The sequence below is a fragment of the Marinobacter sp. CA1 genome (genome assembly GCF_020546665.1).
Lineage (GTDB): Bacteria > Pseudomonadota > Gammaproteobacteria > Pseudomonadales > Oleiphilaceae > Marinobacter > Marinobacter xestospongiae.
The window spans coordinates 1,703,470-1,720,737 of record NZ_CP071785.1 but is presented as its reverse complement, the minus strand read 5'-3'; the positions used below and the strand labels follow the sequence as shown (position 1 = coordinate 1,720,737).

15 protein-coding genes are annotated in these 17,268 nt (G+C 61.8%); 6 read left to right on the top strand and 9 right to left on the bottom strand.

Annotated elements, in window-relative coordinates; all coding sequences use genetic code 11:
• Positions 1 to 21: 21 nt before the first annotated feature.
• From J2887_RS07940 to J2887_RS07930, 3 genes are all read right to left on the bottom strand, one after another.
• Positions 22 to 1,473, bottom strand: a complete 1,452-nt coding sequence (locus J2887_RS07940) for a sigma-54 dependent transcriptional regulator (protein ID WP_227175439.1) — start codon at positions 1,471 to 1,473, stop codon at positions 22 to 24.
• Between the two features lie 163 nt (positions 1,474 to 1,636).
• Positions 1,637 to 1,948, bottom strand: coding sequence for a flagellar protein FliT (gene fliT, locus J2887_RS07935; RefSeq protein WP_227175438.1), 312 nt, complete (start codon positions 1,946 to 1,948; stop codon positions 1,637 to 1,639).
• A 298-nt stretch (positions 1,949 to 2,246) separates the two neighbouring features.
• Positions 2,247 to 3,605, bottom strand: coding sequence for a DUF1329 domain-containing protein (locus J2887_RS07930; protein ID WP_228752847.1), 1,359 nt, complete (start codon positions 3,603 to 3,605; stop codon positions 2,247 to 2,249).
• A gap of 344 nt (positions 3,606 to 3,949) precedes the next feature.
• On the opposite strand from J2887_RS07930, the gene J2887_RS07925 reads away from it, so the two are divergent.
• Positions 3,950 to 4,483 carry a DUF6586 family protein gene (locus J2887_RS07925; protein WP_227175437.1) on the top strand — a complete coding sequence of 178 codons (534 nt, stop codon included), beginning with the start codon at positions 3,950 to 3,952 and terminating at the stop codon, positions 4,481 to 4,483.
• Positions 4,484 to 4,537: 54 nt separating this feature from the next.
• Positions 4,538 to 4,798, top strand: a complete 261-nt coding sequence (locus tag J2887_RS07920; RefSeq protein WP_227175436.1) for a hypothetical protein — start codon at positions 4,538 to 4,540, stop codon at positions 4,796 to 4,798.
• A gap of 131 nt (positions 4,799 to 4,929) precedes the next feature.
• Here J2887_RS07920 and J2887_RS07915 read toward each other — a convergent pair whose 3' ends face one another.
• Together J2887_RS07915 and lexA are read right to left on the bottom strand one after the other, a co-directional pair.
• Positions 4,930 to 5,454 carry a cell division inhibitor SulA gene (locus tag J2887_RS07915; RefSeq protein ID WP_227175435.1) on the bottom strand — a complete coding sequence of 175 codons (525 nt, stop codon included), beginning with the start codon at positions 5,452 to 5,454 and terminating at the stop codon, positions 4,930 to 4,932.
• A 50-nt stretch (positions 5,455 to 5,504) separates the two neighbouring features.
• Positions 5,505 to 6,113, bottom strand: coding sequence for a transcriptional repressor LexA (gene lexA / locus J2887_RS07910; RefSeq protein WP_227175434.1), 609 nt, complete (start codon positions 6,111 to 6,113; stop codon positions 5,505 to 5,507).
• A gap of 176 nt (positions 6,114 to 6,289) precedes the next feature.
• On the opposite strand from lexA, the gene J2887_RS07905 reads away from it, so the two are divergent.
• Positions 6,290 to 7,306, top strand: coding sequence for an amidoligase family protein (locus J2887_RS07905; RefSeq protein ID WP_227175433.1), 1,017 nt, complete (start codon positions 6,290 to 6,292; stop codon positions 7,304 to 7,306).
• On the top strand, positions 7,299 to 8,024 hold the full coding sequence (locus J2887_RS07900; RefSeq protein WP_227175432.1) for a gamma-glutamyl-gamma-aminobutyrate hydrolase family protein: 726 nt from the start codon (positions 7,299 to 7,301) through the stop codon (positions 8,022 to 8,024). Before J2887_RS07905 ends, J2887_RS07900 begins: the two co-directional genes overlap by 8 nt.
• A 12-nt stretch (positions 8,025 to 8,036) precedes the next feature.
• On the opposite strand, the gene J2887_RS07895 is transcribed toward J2887_RS07900, so the two are convergent.
• From J2887_RS07895 to trhA, 4 genes are read right to left on the bottom strand one after another with little or no spacing between them, the layout of a single operon-like run.
• Positions 8,037 to 8,237: a hypothetical protein gene (locus tag J2887_RS07895; RefSeq protein WP_227175431.1), complete on the bottom strand. Its 201-nt coding sequence runs from the start codon at positions 8,235 to 8,237 to the stop codon at positions 8,037 to 8,039.
• 7 nt (positions 8,238 to 8,244) lie between these two features.
• Positions 8,245 to 11,955: a translocation/assembly module TamB domain-containing protein gene (locus tag J2887_RS07890; RefSeq protein ID WP_227175430.1), complete on the bottom strand. Its 3,711-nt coding sequence runs from the start codon at positions 11,953 to 11,955 to the stop codon at positions 8,245 to 8,247.
• Positions 11,952 to 13,718 carry an autotransporter assembly complex protein TamA gene (locus J2887_RS07885; protein ID WP_227175429.1) on the bottom strand — a complete coding sequence of 589 codons (1,767 nt, stop codon included), beginning with the start codon at positions 13,716 to 13,718 and terminating at the stop codon, positions 11,952 to 11,954. Before J2887_RS07885 ends, J2887_RS07890 begins: the two co-directional genes overlap by 4 nt.
• Before the next feature lie 14 nt (positions 13,719 to 13,732).
• The gene (gene trhA / locus J2887_RS07880) at positions 13,733 to 14,395 is read right to left on the bottom strand and encodes a PAQR family membrane homeostasis protein TrhA (RefSeq protein ID WP_416381899.1); all 663 of its coding nucleotides are present in this window, start codon (positions 14,393 to 14,395) and stop codon (positions 13,733 to 13,735) included.
• Positions 14,396 to 14,672: 277 nt separating this feature from the next.
• Between trhA and J2887_RS07875 the strand changes: the two genes are divergently transcribed.
• Positions 14,673 to 15,977, top strand: coding sequence for an acyl-CoA dehydrogenase family protein (locus J2887_RS07875; protein WP_227175428.1), 1,305 nt, complete (start codon positions 14,673 to 14,675; stop codon positions 15,975 to 15,977).
• Between the two features lie 12 nt (positions 15,978 to 15,989).
• Positions 15,990 to 17,198, top strand: coding sequence for an acyl-CoA dehydrogenase family protein (locus J2887_RS07870; protein ID WP_227175427.1), 1,209 nt, complete (start codon positions 15,990 to 15,992; stop codon positions 17,196 to 17,198).
• The last annotated feature ends 70 nt before the right edge of the window (positions 17,199 to 17,268 follow it).

Genomic DNA, 17,268 nt, shown 5'->3' with positions numbered 1-17,268 from the left:
ACGGCCCAATACCCCTATGCCCTACGCCTCTTCGGATTCGTTCTGCCGCAGACCGTGCTTGCGCACTTTCTCCACCAGCGTGGTGCGGCGAATTCTCAGCTTCTCGGCAGCACGGGCAACCACACCGCCAGCTTCATCCAACGCCTGCTGGATCAGCTGTTTCTCCAGGTTCGCCAGGTAATCCTTGAGATCAATGCCATTGACCGGCAGTAGCGCCGGCGCGTCCAGCCCAACCAGGCCGGGCACCCCAGACGGCATGCCGGAATCCTCGACCGGCCGGTTCTCATCGATATCGTCGACGTAACGGAACTTCTTCGGCAGCTCCTGCACGCCAATCACACCGTAGGGGTGCATGATCGCAAGACGCTCCACCAGGTTGGCCAACTCCCGCACATTACCGGGCCAGTCGTGGCGACACAGGCTCATAATCACCGCAGAGTTCATCCGCAGGGAGCCGCGCTTCTCCTTCTCCATGCGGGCAATCAGCTCGTTAATCAGCAGCGGGATGTCTTCCACCCGCTCACGCAGGGGCGGCATCTCGATGGGAAAGACATTGAGGCGGTAGTAGAGGTCTTCCCGGAACTCGCCCCCTTCGATCATGTCTTCCAGATTTTTGTGGGTCGCAGCAATCACCCGCACATCAGCGGACTGGGTGCGGTTGCTGCCCACCTTCTCGAAGGTGCGTTCCTGCAGAACCCGCAGGATTTTCACCTGCATGTTCAGCGGCATGTCACCGATCTCATCGAGGAACAGCGTACCGCCCTCGGCCATTTCAAAGCGCCCTATCCTGGCGGTGATGGCGCCGGTGAAAGCGCCTTTTTCGTGCCCAAACAGTTCACTCTCAAGCAGTTCGGCGGGAATGGCACCACAGTTGACGGGCACGAACGGCCGATCCCGGCGCGGTGAATGATAGTGCAGGTTACGGGCAACCACTTCCTTGCCGGTGCCGGACTCGCCGGTGATCAACACGCTGACGTCTTTGTCCGCCACCTGCTCCATAAGCTGACGCACCTGCTGCACACTGCGGCTGGTGCCCACCAGGCTGCGAAACAGTTGCACGCTGCGCTGCTGGCCACGCTCGCGGGAACGGGCGAACTGGTCGCGGAAGACCTGGGCGCGGTAGAGAGAGTCAACGAACTTGGTGTAGTTCAGTGGCCAGTCCAGACGGGCGATGATGCGGCTCTGTTCCTGCTCGCTGAGCCCGTTGAACTCCGGATTGCCGATCAGCAGGATGGGCAGCCCATCGTCAACACCGCAAACAGCCTTGACCGCATTCTCGGCAGAGTCCTCTTCACCATTGATGATCGCCACCGAGAGCGTATCCAACTGTTCGCGATCAGCCTCCGCCAGCAGTTGCTGAGCTGACTCACCGGACACGACCTGTTCTTCACCAATAAATTCCAGGATCGTGGCTATATCTCGGCATCGGGAAGCATCATCGCACAACACCAGGACGTTGTTGTTCTTTGACATTCAGTAGGTTCTCTCGCAGTAGCGTCACTCGGGCTGGGTCAGGGTGAGCACCAGCAGTGAAAGTCCGTCATCGTTGTGCCGTATTTAAGACGGTTAACCGGGCTGAGTCAATTTTATGACGCCCATTGGCGACGGAATCCCTGTATCACCCTGACCCACCACCTCAGCGACCGGAGATGTCCTGATAGGCACGGGTTGCGTTCCGGGTCTGGCGCATCTCATCCAGCCCGGCCTTGGCCTCAGCCCGGGCGGTCTCAGCGCCGGCCCTGGCGTCGTCACACAACGCCTGAAGCTGCTCCAGGCGCTCATGAACCACTTCCATCGCCAGGTCACCATCATGATGACTCGCCATGACCTGATCGACCACCGGGCGTACCTCGGCATCCAGTTTCGCAATGGCCTCCCAGTCCTGTTGAGTCAGCGCATGGCGGATGGCATCCATCAGGGTATCCAGTTGTTCCAGCGAATTTGCCATAGTCTCTGTGTCCTTTAGTGACTGCTGTTACGGCTTTTCCAGCCAACCATCAGAGCATATCACGGCGCAGGGGCCCGTGGTTCCCGAACCGCAGGAATCCCGTTCAGGGTATTGCAGAGGGGTCCTGTGCGGCATTGCAGAAAGCATCCAAACACGGCGCCACCGGACAGAGCGTCTCAGATTGCTGTTGGCCAGCACTGGGCCAGTGCCATGACAAGAGGGAGGGTCGGGAGCCGGCAAGCCTGAAAACAGGCGCCGGCCTCCCTAATCAGGAGTTACCTGAGCAGCAGGAGATTGCCTAGCGGCGGGCCGCCCGACGGGCTGCGGATGCGGTGAATTCGCGACTGCGGAACCCGGGATCAAAATCATACGGTGCCTGGTCGTAGTCCAGACCGTCGACATAGTAGCGACGGGCTTTGAGATCGTAGGTCATCTCCAGGGTGGTCCAGAACACCGGCTCACTGTAGTAACTGATGTTGTGGGCTTCGGAGACACGCCACAGGTTGTCGTCCTCGTCGTACTCTTCAGTGGCGAGAATCTGCCAGCTGTCCTCGTCCACATAGTAGACCCGACGGTGGTAGATGTGGCTGATACCAGTCCGCAGCTTGGCCTCAACCACCCATACCCGGTGCAACTCGTAACGGGTGAGCTCCTGATTGATGTGGCCGGCGCGGATGACGTCCTCCGCATTGTGCTCGTCCGAATGCAGCTCGTAGGCGTTGTAGGGTACGTAAATCTCGCGTTTGCCCTTGAGCTCCCAGTCATACTGGTTGGGCGCGCCGTTATAGAGATCCTTCTGGTCGACAGACCGCAAGGAGGACGAATCCGGCAGGTCGGTTTCATACGCCAGGTTCGGGGAGCGGCGCAGCCGGCGGGAACCGGACTCATAACGCCACGCCAGTCGCGGTGAACGGACCTGGTCCAGGGTTTCATGGACCAGGGTCAGGGTACCGGCCAACTTTGGCGGCGAAATGGTCTCGGTCTTCAGGTAGAAGATCTTGTTGTCGATGTCCTGCAGCTCAGCCCCTGGCTCGGCGTAAGCAAAATAGTAGCTGTACTCCTTGAGGATCGGCGTAAACTCTCCGCCGACGGTCGGCGTGGCATGGGCCGCACGGAACAGCAACTGCTCGCCGCGATACCGCAAGGTGTGGTTCCACATCACCTCGAGACCGTTCTGGGGAATCGGGAACGGACTGGTCATGATGGTGTTGCGAACACCGTTGCCGTTATCAAGCAGCTCGGCGGTCAGCGCGTTCTGCTTGAACTTTTCATAGACGTGCTCGGGAAACGCAGCGGTGCGACGGGTCTGGTACACCGGCAGGAAATAGTCATCGCCGTAGGTTTCCATCATCGCAATGTGGCCATCGGTCAGATGATCACGGTACTGCTCGTAGTTGTCCTTGGTGATGGTAAACAGCGGGCGATCTCCCGGGAACGGGTCGATCTCACGCTCCCCTGGCTGCCAGCCTTTGGGTGGCTCGGTCAGACCACCGGTCCAGGCCGGGATGGTGCCTTCAGCATTGCCTGCCCGCTCAGCGCCAACCGGTGTCAACTCCTTGCCCAGTTTTGCTGCCTCAACTTCACTAACGCGAGCCTGCGCCAGTCCTCCACAGACCATTGCCGCCGAAGTACACGCGACAAGTATCAGGTTACGCATTCACTAACCTCCGCTCTAACTTACCTTTCACGGTTGTGTGGACGGCCCCGCGGCTACAGCAAACAGTCCAGACGGGCCGGTTTATCGGAGCGGCAGAACCACCCCGGGCACTTGTGGGCTGACTCGCCCGCAAATGACCAATATTACAATTTGATGTGCTTTTTGCCTGAATGCTTAATTTGTTACAAGGGCTTTTTTGTAGAATCTTGTCAGACGCAGGCCCGAGCGGCTATTGATTTTCCGACTTATCAGCAACTTGCCTTAAGGCACCTTTGACCAACTCCGAATCACGGCAATCTGTATTGAAGCGACGACAGTGGGAGAAATCCGTTGCCGGAAATGGTATGCTCAAGGGCTGTGTATCCAACGCTGGCCCCGGCCAGGCATTGATAAGGTTCTTGATGGCGTCCCAGTGGCATTCTCTCGTTTCCCAGAAACTGTTTCTGGCCAGGACTCTGCTTGACTCCGCAACCGACGGTTCAAGCCAGCCGGTCCGTGAGGCCATCGTTCAGGGCAGTATCGAGCTCATGCTACGGGCGCGTGCCCTGTTATTGATCATGGTCGCTGATTTCTATCAGCACAAGGACGCCAACCCTGGAGAGCTGGATCAACTGGCCGCACTGATTGGCGAGGACCGGCCCGAAATCTCCATGCTGGAACAGCTTCAGCAGGACACCAACAGTTGGTGGTCAGGCCTGGATCAACTGGCTCATTCCCTGTCCCGACCAGCCGCCAAACGCAAGACAGTCTCGGCAGACAACATTATTGCCGTATCGGCCGAAGCCGGCCCCGACAGGTCAACCGCAACCCTGAACAGCATGGCCACCGCCATGAAAGCGTTTGCGGATACCGTCGCCGAACGACACAACGAGTGGTAATCACCAGAGCCACCTCTGTACACCACCGAAACCCGATCGACAAAGGCAGAGCTGATGTCACCTTCTTATTTTGAAATTGTACAACTCACCAACGGCGATTACGCCCTGCGCCGCATCGACGACGACAGCGCGCCCCTGGTTAAGATCTCGTTTTCCGAAGAAGCCCGGGAAATGATGGAAGATCGCGATATGGCCGTTGCCAAAGCGATGATTGCGGCTGGCATTGAAGCCGTTGGTAACATGACTCACGATATCGACTGGGAAGAGGACGACAACGACACTTTCGAAACCCAGCCGTCTTACACCCTGCACTGACGCGACACCCCGGGCGGCCTTTCCTTCCCAGCTCAACGCCTACCTGGTAAAGGCCGCCCCGCTTCCTGCCAAATCCAGCCTGACCACATCAGATCACCTGATCCAGGCCGAACGCCCCGTAGCATCTCGACTCAACGCTGGCGCAGCACCACACCGTGGCTGTTGCCAATGGCCGAGGCGGCCTGAAGTGCCCGGAAGGCAGGCCTTGCGAGTTTTGAGGTCCACATAACCACGGCATGGCAGGTACCGGCACTCAACGCCCGCTCTGCCAACTCCTGGGCGGAATGCTCCGGGGTTGAACGCAACACCAGCAGTTCTGTCGCCACAATCCCGTGCATGGTCTGCCATTTGCCGACCAGGGCTGCCGGTGGATCAATCAGGGCCAACCAGCGCCGCTCCTGATTGAGTTGGGTCAGCATTGGCAGAAGCAACTGGACACTGTCTCCCTGCCCCGCCGGCAAAATGATTTCGGTGACATTACCGGTCTCGGCATCTGCCTGGGCGGGGGAAGAGAACCGGGGGCCAGCCTCCGAAGGTTCAGACGCTTTCGGGTGCGCGGGCCGCAGCGCCAGCGAACCAATACGCCGCCCGGCATTCATGCCACCGGCCAGGGCTCCGGGTACGGTCAGGTTGCGGTCGAAACTGAGCTGTTCCATTTCATTCTCCCCCTGCCCGCTCGCCGGGCATGGCCTGGTCTACGCAATAACTAGTGAAGGTCGGAGCGGCGGATCACGCCGACGCCGAGCCCCTCGATAAAGACTTCCTGCTCACGGAGATCGACTTCAATGGGGGCGAACTCCTCATTCTCGGCAATCAGCCATACCGTGGAGCCCTGCTTGCGGAAGCGCTTGACTGTCACTTCCTCGCCAACACGGGCGACCACCACCTGGCCGTTGTGAACGTCCTGAGTGCGGTGCACGGCCAACAGATCACCATCGAGAATGCCGATGTCCTTCATGCTCATCCCGCGTACCCGCAACAGGTAATCCGCGCTCGGCGAGAAAAACTCCGGCTTGAGCGTACAGTGATCTTCAATGTGCTCCTGTGCCAGAATGGGGCTACCCGCCGCCACCTGACCAATCACTGGCAGCCCCAGATCAGGCTCAGCTTCCGGCAGACGAATCCCCCGGCTGGCACCGGGAACCATCTCAATGGCGCCCTTGCGTGCCAGTGCCCTCAGGTGATCCTCCGCCGCGTTGGCTGAACGGAAACCCAACTCCGCCGCAATCTCGGCCCGGGTGGGTGGATAGCCGGTATCGTCGAGATAGCGCCGGATGATATCCAGCACCTGGCTTTGCCTTGCCGTAAGCTTCATGGTGTCTTCCTGTTTTTTTATACAGTAAGCCAAAATATATACAGTGTTTTATCCAGTGTAAACCCCAAGCCGCATTTCACTGTGAGGCTGGCTGGCCCCAAAGCCCGTTTGCCATCGGATCGGTTCTGTCGATACTGTCAGGAGACTCTTTCCCGATACCGGAGGTTGTTCACCCCATGGAAGACACCACAGTCAAGCAAGTCAGCGCCTGTCAGTTGCCGGAGGTGTGCCACACCGCCGGACAACAGCCCCGACGGGTGGGTATTGAGATAGAGGTATCCGGCCTCAGCTACCAGGCCCTGGTGGATCTGGTGACAGAGATGCTCAATGGCGAGGCTGAGATCACGTCCCGCTATGTCACCCGGATCCGCACCGATCACGGCGACTTCACCATCGAGCTGGATTCCGATCCGATCAAGGACCTGGATCTCCAGGACGAGCAACTGCCGGAATCCCTGCGGGAACTCGGTGGTCATGCAATGAATCTGATTGACGCCGCAGCCGAGAAGCTGGTGCCCCTGGAGATTGTCACACCGCCCATCGCGTTCCAGGATCTTGAGCAGATCGAAGACCTGTGCAATGCCTTGCGGGAGGCGGGCGCTCTTGGCAGCCGGGAAGCCATCTACTACGCCTTCGCCCTGCAACTGAACCCAGAGTTGCCGGACCTGTCGGCCCCCACCCTGCTGCGTTACCTGCAAGCCTTTGCCGTGCTGTACGACTGGCTTAAGGAACGCCATCAGCTCGATATCAGCCGCAAGATCACCAGCTACATCGAACCCTGGGATCACCTGTTTGTGGAACGCCTGGTGGAGCCTGACTATCACCCCAATCTCGACGAGCTGATGCAGGACTACCTGCGTGATAATCCCACCCGTAACCGTGCGCTGGACCTGTTGCCGCTGTTTGCCCATCTCAACCCGGAACTGCTGGCGGATTATGTCCAGGACCATCGCATCAAGTCCCGCCCCACCCTGCATTACCGCCTGCCGGACTGCGACATCGACAACCCGGGCTGGCACTTCTCATCGGTGTGGAATGACTGGGTGGTTCTTGAGCGCATAGCCAACCGGCCAGCGCACTTGCAGGAGCTGATGCAGGCGTTCCGTGAAAGCCACCGCCTGAGCCTCCACAACCTGACCCACAGCTGGACGGAAACCTGCCATCAATGGCTGCAGGTCAACGACTATGTCTGACAAGCCGGAGCGCGAGCATCCCGGGGTAACGATCGGTATCAGTGGACCAAGACGCAAACGGATGCCCCATCGGCTGATCGCTTTGGCCCTGCGCCTCGCTGGCGCCGGTACGCTCTACATTCGGCCTGGCGCCCGGGTCGATGTCAGCCTGCTGGACGGCCTGGTGCTCAGCGGTGGCACCCACGTTCACCCAGGGCGTTATGGTCAGGAGCCGGAGGTCTCAGCCGGTTATGACCGACGCCGGGACGAGACCGACTGGTCCCTGCTGGCACAGGCCGAACGGCTGGATCTGCCAGTACTGGGGATCTGCCGGGGAGCACAGCTGCTGAACGTGTTTCGGGGTGGCTCGCTGTGTCAGGACGTCACCCCGCTGCGAGTCCATACCCGACATCACCCGTTACTGTTGCCGCTACAGACGGTGCGCCTGGTGAACAACAGTCTACTGGGGCGGATCATGCCGGCACCCTCCATTGGCGCCAACCGCATTCACAGCCAGGCGATCAAAGTGCTGGGACGACACCTGCGGGTAGTGGCGGTGGACAACGATTGGTTCGTCCAGGGCATAGAGCATACCGAGGGCCACTGGGTACTGGGAGTGCAGTGGCACCCGGAGTACCTGCTCTATCACCCTGGCCATCGCCATATTTTCAGCAGCCTGGTGCATGCCGCCAAACTGCGAAAACTGGCGCGACTGGAAGGTCGGGAGGCCCTGGCCTAACGCCAGGGGCAGTCAGATCGGCAGATGCTGACGCAGGATCGCCTTGATGGCCGCCACGGCAGGATCATCGTCTGGCAGACTGGTGAGATGGGTCTCGGTCCACCGCTGCAGCTGCTGGCGATTGGTGATGCCACTGGGATCCGCGCCAGTCAGCTTCTGCAATACCTGGCACTCGCGGCGGGTAAGTCGAATCTGGTCCTGATGAAGCAGCATGGTTCACCTAAAAATCACGGGTGTAGAAGATGTCCAGCGACGCGGCGAGTCCGCTGGCGGCCTCCAGGTAGAAGTACCTTCCCAGATCATACCGCAGAGCGATGGTGGATATCGGCTCAAAGATACCCACCCCGTAGCGCAGACTGAGGTCTTCTGTCAGGTAGCCGCTGGCGACCACCGAGGCCTGGTCGCCGGAGCCTTCGGTTTCCAGGATCAGCTGCTCGATACCGATTTCCTCACCAATCTTCTGGGTCACCTTGCTGGCCTGGGTCAGGCCCAGTGAAATCGCGGCCTGGCTCACCTGTCCCTGGTCGCCCTCGGAACGTAACGGCCGCCCGAGAATCACGTAAGACAGGGCATTGGCCTGAGACATCGAGGGCTCGGAGAACACCTCCGTCGACGGCTCCGACACTGGCCCGGACAGTCGTAGCCCGGCCACCACCTGATCCACTCGGCGAATGGCCTCAATATCAAGGTAGGGCTCGGCGATAGGACCCACAAAAACCAGCCGCGCACGCCTCAGTTCCAGCTCCTGGCCGTAGGCCTCGAAGTGACCATCTCGCAACTGCAGGGAGCCCCGGGTGTCCAGGTCATTGCCAAGACGCAGGCCGCCCTGCAGGTTGCCGGTAACCCCGAAGCCGTCAAACGACACCTCATCCTGCCCCACCGAGACCGTCACATTCATATTGAGGGAGCGCAGCGCCGGCTCCTCGCGGGTAACGCCCACCAGCTCTTCATCGTCCGATACTGTCACAGCCTGCTCCGGCAATTGACGTATCTGAATCTGACCGCGCGGTACGTTCAGCTCACCGCCGATAGTCAGCCCGCCCTCGGCGTAGCGAATTGAGAGGTCCGGAGCCAGCTCCACGCTGGCGTATGGCTCATAGTTAAACGGCAGTCGCTGCCCCGCCAGGGACAGTGTCATCTCCGGCGATCCCTGCCAGTTCATGGTGCCGTCGATACGGGCCTCGCTGCGATCATTCGCCGCCCAGCGCCCTTCAAGATCGGCACGCTGGCCATCCAGTCGTACCACCAGCACCAGATCCTGCACCGGCGTAGGCAGACGCTGATCCACCAGACTGCCCTGCACCAGGGACAGCTCGCCTTCCAGCCGGGGCGACAGCAGCTCGCCCCCCACCTTGCCGGAACCACTGACCATCCCGGTCACGGCTTCCAGATCCAGCATTGGGCCCAGGAAGGCGATATCCAGATCCGCCAGATCAAATGTTCCGGTCATTGGATAACGGGGGGAACTCGGGTCCAGGCTTACCTGTGTCACCAGTCGCCCGATGTCCGGCCCCGCCAGCGTCAGATCCAGACTGGCCGCCTCCGGCATCAGCTCCAGGCGCACGTCCAGGGTGTCGTAATCCAGGGTATGCCAGGCGTCGGTCACCAGCACTTCCACCGCGCCGGCATCGGCGGTCAATACCACCTCACCCTGAGGGCCGGCGTCGGGCAGCCGGAATGCCAGCCGACCATCCAGGCGACTGTCCCACTTAAGCGTATCGGGGAAGAACGGTGACAACGCCAGCGTTGGAAAATCCGTCAGGCGGTATTCAATGGCCAGCTCAGGCATCAGTTGCTGATCGCCGGCGCAGACCTCACTTTGCTGCCAGCGCCAGCAATGCTGGCCCAATGTCAGCTCCGGCCCAGCCTGCCGGTAAACCAGCTCCGCTGGCGCCGCAAGACGCCACTGCTGGGCCTGCTGTGGCAGGTCGATGCGGCCGTCGGCCAGTTGCCCCCGCCAGCCGTCCTGCCAGCCGCCCTCAAACTGCCAATAGGTTTCCAGTTCGTCGCGGACCGTGGTCAGAGTCAATTGATGCTGCTCGATCCCCCCGTTCAGGGCCAGTTCCAATGACGCCAGAGTCTGACCCGCAGCCTCCAGCCCGGAACCGGTCACCGTCGCCGACAGCCGCTGGCTGTCCGTGAGATCCGCCTTAACCGCCAGGCTTTCCAGCGAAACGCTGTCCTGCCAGCCCAGGCTCTGGCCATCCAGATGTAACTGGCCATCGATACGGTCCGGTGACCCAGAGGCTTTCAGTTCCGCACTAAGTTGCCCACTGAGCCCGGGCAGCAACATGTCCGGCTGGGGGATGGTCAACGTCAGCATCGCCTCCAGTTGCCGGGCCCAGACGCCTTCCCCGGATACCTGATTGGGGCCAACCGACAGCTCAAGCCCGGCAACCTGCCAGCGATCGTTCGCTGCATCCAGCTGGCCCCGGGCTTCGGCTGGCTGGCCCTGCCACTGCCCAGCCACCTGCCACTGGGCGGCCACTTGCGGGGGGTGCCCGGAGACCACGCGACCCTGGCTGCTGACGGCGCCATCCAGGCTTGCCTCCAGCACCGGCAGCCAGTAGCCGGGATTGAAGCCAGCCAGCTCCAGCGATGCCTGCCACGTCAGGGGGCCGGCAAAGCCGACGTCCGCGCTGCCTTCTGCCCGACCGGCCTCAGTCGTCACCAACACCCGGTCCAGTGACACCGCCGACAGGTCGCCGGTGAACTGGGTCTCCACGGTCGCCGGTCCCTGGGGACCCGTAACCTGAGCTTCCGCCTCTGCCTGGTAGTTCCCTGCCCGGTAATGGCCGCCAGCCACCAGAGATGTCAGGTTCACCGGCGGTGGCGTCACATCCGGCAACAGTGAATGCCAGGGGAACCGGTCCAGCGTCAGCTCGCCCCGGGCATCCAGCTCCCCGGACCAGTCCACCTCGCCATTGACACTGACGCGACCGGCGGGCCGCTCAGCAGTCTTGGCGGTGGTCAGTAACAGCTCTACCGACTCCGCGCCGGTGGTACCGACTTGCCCGCTCAGGGCCAGCTGCACGGGGCCCTCGGTGCCTTCCAGGCGGGCCTTCAGGTCGGTGGCAAACCCCGACTCGAGACTGCCATCCAGCGCCAGTCGCCAGTCATTGAGCGCCAGGGTAAGCGGCAGGCTGTCGTGAGCCAAGAAGCGACTGGAGGTCACCGCCACTCGGGCCGGCAAGGTGGGCTGCAGCGGCCGGGTGCGACCCTCGATGTCAGCGTTGAGGTAGCCCTCACTCCGGCCCCGGAATCGCAGATCCGCAACGCTGCCGGCCAGCTCCAGCTGAATCTGCCACTGGTCACCAACCGGCGGTGGCAGGCGGGTAGCCACCTCCAGATTCAGCGGCCAGTCTCCCCGGGTGGTCAGGCGTCCGCGAGCGTCGACGTCAATGTCGTCCAGCTGGTAACGCAGGCGCTGCAGCTGCCAGTCGGCGCCGGAACCGGCGGCCTGCAACACCGCCAACTGGGCCACCCGGTTGCCGTTAACCGTCACCGGGCCCAGGCGAATCTCACCAATGGTCAGTGCCAGCGGCAGGTTCAGCTCCGGCAGCTGTATCGGCCCGCTGGCCGGCTCAGCATCGGACGGTTGCAGTGTGACGTCCACCCGTTCGGCGTAGAGCGCCTCCAGACACAACTCCATGCCAAACAGACAGGTCGGCGACCAGTCCACCAGCGGCGAGGCAACCTCTGCGATGACCCCGTACCCCTGCCAGTGCAGCGATTCCGCCTGCCAGCGCCCGAGCAGCGAGCCCTGACCAGCGGTGACGGTAAGCCCGGGGATCTGCTCCAGCACCCACTGGGTGCCGGTGTCGGAACGCAGCATGGCGAAGACACCGGCTATGGCCAACACCACCACCGCCAGCAGGGCCAGCAACGTCAGCAGCAGCCAGCGCAATGGGTGACGTACGGTGGCGGTCATAGCTCGGGCCCCATGGAGAAGTGCAGGCGCCAGTCACCGCCAAACTCCGGGTCCAGCCCCTTGGCAATATCCAGCCGCAACGGGCCTACCGGGCTGATCCAGCGAATGCCGGCACCCACGCCGGTGGCCAGGGGGTCAAACAGATCATCAATGGCATTGCCGCGGTCAAAAAACGCCGCCAGCCGCCAGCGATCGGCAATGGTGTACTGGTATTCAACACTGCCGGCCATCAGGTAACGACCACCGACCGACACGCCTTCGCGGTCCTCCGGGGACAGGGTCTCGTAGCCATAGCCCCGGACGCTCTGGTCACCACCGGCGAAGAAACGCAACGACGGCGGTACTTCATCAAAGTCGTTGGTCGCCACACCACCAAACTGGAAACGGGTGAGTAACCGGTGCTTGTCGGCAAAGGTAATCAGCCCCTTGACCAGAACATTCAGGTGCAACACGTCAGCGGTGGAAAACACTTCCCGGTGGGCGCCGGTGAGGTCGAACTGCACCCGGTATCCCCGGGACGGGTCAAGGGGGGAGTCGGCCCGGAGCTTGGAGTAGCCAATGCCGGGCAACAACAGGTAACTGCGGTTGGTTTCCTCACCACCGATGCTGTAGCGTTCGCCCTCCCAGCGCAGCGACAGGATCTGCAGCCAGCCATTGTCTTTCTCATGCTGCCACTGCTGCCCAAACGTCAGCCGCTCGGACTCGACGTCTTCGATGTCCTCACGCAGGTAACCGCTGGAAAAGCGCCACAGATCCGTCATCGGCGGGTCCAGGGGAATTTCGTACCAGCCACTGATGCTCTGGCGGGGTTTGGCCAACTCGGTTTCGGCACCACGACGGTGGCCCTGCTCGTTGATCCAGTGCTCCCGCCAGGTCCCGCGGAGGCGGGGACCAACGTCGGTGGAATAGCCAACACCCGCCGATACCGAGCGAGGGTCCCGGGCCCGCACCCGGACACTGACCGGGATGACCCGGTCCACCGCATCCTCCTGAGGTGCGTCCACCAGGACTTCAGCGAAATAGCCGCTGTTGGAGAGATCGCCGCTGAGTTCAGCAATTTTGTCGGCATGGTAGTAATCGCCCGACTCGATCTCCACAAACCGATCCAGCAGTGAGCGATCAAACTCGTCGCCACCATTAAAGGTCACCTCACCGAGGCGGAAACGCTCGCCGCTGACGAATTCCAGCTCAATATCGGCGGTATGGTTTTCCGGGTCCACCAGCAGGGTCCGCTTGGTGAATTCACCATCGAAATAGCCAAGGATCAGCGAACGGTTGCGGATAGTCTGGCGCAGAGCATCGTAATGGCCATGATTGAGCACATCACCCACTGCCGGTTTTTCCGGCAGTACCGGCAGGAAGAAGGGATCGTCCTGGGCCGGTCCGCGGATGGTGACGTTGACGGTGCGCACCCGAACCGGCTCGCCGGGGATCACCGTCAACAGCACGGTGGGCAGCTCGGTATCTTCAAACATCTGGGATTCGATGGTGGGCTGGTAGTAGCCCAGAGCTTTCAGCGCCTGTTCAACCTGCCCGACTGCGGTAGGGATGTAGCGTCGCAGCCGCTGCTCACTGCGCCCCTCCACATCGCCAATGAAGGCTTCCGCATTGTCCTGGAGGTTGTCGTAATCGCCCTGAACCTCCACCAGCACCTGCTGGGCCGAGGCGATTGCAGCCAGCAACGCCCCGGCCAACCCGGCCAGACACCGGACGGCAAAGCGCCGGAGGCTTCGCTGGGCAGCGCCTGGCTGCCGGGAGAACATGCCGAGTTGATCCATCACACCGAGGGGCCGTTCAGAACCCCGTGATAAATGGCAAAGAAATGGCAGGTACTGCCGGCAACCACAAACAGGTGCCAGATGGCATGGTTGAAGGGAATGCGTTTGAACAGGTAGAACACCACGCCCAGGGTGTAGGTAATGCCGCCCGCGACGACAAGCCACAACCCCAACGTATTGACGCTGGCCGCCAGCTCCTTTGAGGCCACCACCACCAACCAGCCCATCAGCAGGTAGATGACGATCTGCAACGGTTTGAATCGGTGCCCGAATGCCAGCTTCAGGGCTATGCCGCCAAGCGCCAGGCCCCAGATCACCGCAAACAGGGTCCAGCCGCTGCCCTCACGCATATTGACCAGAAGAAACGGAGTGTAGGTGCCGGCAATCAGCAGGAAGATGGCGCAATGGTCGAGCATCTTGAAGAACTGGCGTCGAGCCGGTCGGCGGGCTGAGTGATACAGCGTGGAAGCCAGAAACAGCAGCGTCATGCTGGCGCCGTAGACACTGAAGCTGACCAGCTTCCAGGTATCGTCCATCGGCGCCGCCATCACCAGCAGTACGATCATGCCCACCACGCTCAGCAGCGCGGCCAGACCATGAGTGACCTGGTTTAACCACTCTTCGGCAGGTGGGTAAGGCTGCATTGAAACCGATTGGGACACGCTGTCACTTCCTCCAAACAATCCTTTAAGGAGCCTCAGATTGCCCCCGCGCAGGGAGCAGGCCCCAAGCCTGGGATTTTACCCTCTGGCAGTCAAGTTAATCCACGCCCATCAACACGCCGCCTGGTGAAGGCACTTACCGCCTGCGCCAGGATTGACCCATTTGCCTGAGCTCATTGCCAACCCTGCCAATGGTCTTGCACCGCCCGGGCCAGATGATCAGACACAGCCAATAACAACCAACAATACAAAACAGCAGACAAAAGGGGAGCCACCCATGACCCGAGATCCCATCGGCCTGGCCCTGGCGGCCATGACCCGGCTGGCTGGCAGCGACTGGCTCGACCGCCTGCGGTTGCGTCCCGCGGTCGAGCAGGCCGCGTTCCACGGCACGCGGGCCGGATTCCAGACCCTGCACCTGGCCAACCGCCAGTTCCGGCGCGCCAAACAGTGGCTACCCACCCAGCGATTGTCCAAACGAGCGACCCCGGAGCTGTTTGATCTGGGACTGGATGACGACCAGCAGATGATCGTCGACACGCTGGCGCGTCTGGCCCGGGACACCCTCAGACCGGCAGCCGCCGAAGCCGATGAAGCCGGCGCCCTGCCGGCCGATCTGCACCAGAGCATCGCTGAACTCGGCTTGCCCCTCTACGCCATCCCCGAGAGCCTCGGCGGCGTTGCCGAACATCAATCACCGGTGACCAGCGTGCTGATCGCCGAACAACTGGCCTGGGGCGACATGGCGCTGGCCATGGCCCTGCTGGCGCCGTTCAGCGTGGCCCAGGCACTGACCCACTGGGGAACCGGCGAGCAGCAATCACGATTCCTGCCGGCCTTCTGCGAATCCGAGCCAGCGGTTGCCACCATCGCGGTGGATGAACCCACCCCCATGTTCGATCCCCACCGGCTGACAACCCGGGCTCGCAGGACCCGGAACGGTTACTGCCTCGACGGCGAGAAATGCGGCGTCGTATTGGGTGATGTCAGCGACCTGATCCTGGTCGCCGCGACCCTGGAGCACCAGCCCAGGCTGTTTCTGGTCCCCGGCACCACCCCCGGACTGCAACGTCAGGGCGAGCCTGCCATGGGGCTGCGGGCGGCGCAGCTTACCCGGCTGACCTTCCGCGATTGTCAGCTGGAGGCCGACGCCCTGTTGGGGGATGACGACTTCGATTACAACGCCTTTCTGGACTATGGCAGCCTGCTGCGATGCGGCCTGGCGGTTGGCACCGCCCAGGCGGTACTGGATTACATCATCCCCTACTGCAACGAACGCAAAGCCTTTGGCGAACCCATCAGCCACCGCCAGGCCGTCGCCTTTGCGATCAGCAACCTGGCGATTGAAACCGACAGCATGCGACTGCTGGCCTGGCGCGCAGCCAGCCGCGCGGAAACCGGCCAGAGCTGGCACCGGGAGGCCTGTCTGGCCCGCCAATTCTGCAACGACAAAGCCGTGGAGATTGGCACCCAGGGCGTGCAGTTGCTCGGCGGTCACGGTTTTACCCGGGAACACCCGGTCGAGCGCTGGTATCGGGACCTCCGGTCCATCGCGGTGTACTACGGCGGCACCCACGCCTGAGGAGACGGCATCATGTATCTGGATATTCCCCGCAAGTTCAGCCCCATCATCCACCAGGCCCGGCAGGTTGCCCGGGAGGTGTTCCGGCCAATCTCCCGCAAGTATGACCGGGCCGAGCACAGCTACCCCCGGGAACTGGACATGTTCGCCACCATCATGGATGGCATGAACGCCGGCTCCGGCGAAGCCACCGCTGGCGCCGGCAAGCTCGCCCAGTCCGGCCCCAAAGGTGACACCGGCAATCGCAATGGCACCAACATGAACACCGTGCTCGGCCTGACCGAGTTGTGCTGGGGAGACGTCGGGCTGGCGCTGTCGATCCCGCGTCAGGGTCTGGGGAACGCCGCCATTGCGGCCGTTGCCAACGACGAACAACTCGCCCGTTTCGGCGATACCTGGGCGGCCATGGCGATCACCGAGCCCGGTGCCGGCTCAGACAGCGCCGCCATCCGCACCACCGCGACCCTGGACGGCGACGACTATGTCATCAACGGCGAGAAGATCTACGTTACTGCCGGTGACCGCGCCAACGCGGTGGTGGTGTGGGCCAGCCTGGACCCAAGCCAGGGCCGCGCGGCCATCAAGTCGTTTGTGGTGGAGAAAGGCACCCCCGGAATGACCGTGGAACGGCTGGAGAAGAAGCTCGGTATCCGCGCCTCCGATACCGCCACCCTGCGATTCGACAACTGCCGCGTCCCCCGGGAAAACCTGCTCGGTAATCCGGACATTGAAGCGGAAAAAGGGTTCGCCGGCGCCATGCAGACCTTTGACAACACCCGTCCCGTAGTGGCGGCAATGGCGGTTGGCGTTGGTCGTGCCGCGCTGGAGCGAACCCGGGAACTGCTGGCAGGCACCGGCCTGGATCTGGACTATCGCCTCCAGGGCTGGACCCAGAATGCCGCTGTGCGTGAGCTGCAACGCCTGGAAGCCGAGCTGGATGCCGCCTGGCTGCTGACCCTGAGAGCGGCCTGGATGGCGGACAATGGTCAACCCAATTCCCGCGAAGCCTCCATGGCCAAGGCCAAGGCCGGGCGAGTCGGTAACGAAATCACCCTCAGATGCGTGGAACTGTGCAGCCACCTGGGATTTGCCGAAAGCGAGCTGCTGGAGAAATGGGCGCGGGACTCAAAGATTCTCGATATCTTTGAAGGAACTCAACAGATTCAGCTTCTTATCATTGCCAGAAGACTGCTGGGCAAGTCGTCCAGGGAACTCAAATAGGGTATTCTGATGAGCCGGTGTGCAGGGTCACGGCCCTGCTCTCCTGTTTGCCACTGACCGATGCTTGCCA

Coding starts and splice junctions, on each gene's coding strand:
- J2887_RS07890 (WP_227175430.1), bottom strand. CDS start 11,955: ATGACCGCCACCGTACGTCACCCATTGCGCTGGCTGCTGCTGACGTTG.
- J2887_RS07895 (WP_227175431.1), bottom strand. CDS start 8,237: ATGCTGCTTCATCAGGACCAGATTCGACTTACCCGCCGCGAGTGCCAG.
- J2887_RS07875 (WP_227175428.1), top strand. CDS start 14,673: ATGACCCGAGATCCCATCGGCCTGGCCCTGGCGGCCATGACCCGGCTG.
- J2887_RS07925 (WP_227175437.1), top strand. CDS start 3,950: ATGCTCAAGGGCTGTGTATCCAACGCTGGCCCCGGCCAGGCATTGATA.
- J2887_RS07920 (WP_227175436.1), top strand. CDS start 4,538: ATGTCACCTTCTTATTTTGAAATTGTACAACTCACCAACGGCGATTAC.
- J2887_RS07885 (WP_227175429.1), bottom strand. CDS start 13,718: ATGTTCTCCCGGCAGCCAGGCGCTGCCCAGCGAAGCCTCCGGCGCTTT.
- J2887_RS07900 (WP_227175432.1), top strand. CDS start 7,299: ATGTCTGACAAGCCGGAGCGCGAGCATCCCGGGGTAACGATCGGTATC.
- J2887_RS07940 (WP_227175439.1), bottom strand. CDS start 1,473: ATGTCAAAGAACAACAACGTCCTGGTGTTGTGCGATGATGCTTCCCGA.
- lexA (WP_227175434.1), bottom strand. CDS start 6,113: ATGAAGCTTACGGCAAGGCAAAGCCAGGTGCTGGATATCATCCGGCGC.
- J2887_RS07930 (WP_228752847.1), bottom strand. CDS start 3,605: ATGCGTAACCTGATACTTGTCGCGTGTACTTCGGCGGCAATGGTCTGT.
- fliT (WP_227175438.1), bottom strand. CDS start 1,948: ATGGCAAATTCGCTGGAACAACTGGATACCCTGATGGATGCCATCCGC.
- J2887_RS07870 (WP_227175427.1), top strand. CDS start 15,990: ATGTATCTGGATATTCCCCGCAAGTTCAGCCCCATCATCCACCAGGCC.
- J2887_RS07915 (WP_227175435.1), bottom strand. CDS start 5,454: ATGGAACAGCTCAGTTTCGACCGCAACCTGACCGTACCCGGAGCCCTG.
- J2887_RS07905 (WP_227175433.1), top strand. CDS start 6,290: ATGGAAGACACCACAGTCAAGCAAGTCAGCGCCTGTCAGTTGCCGGAG.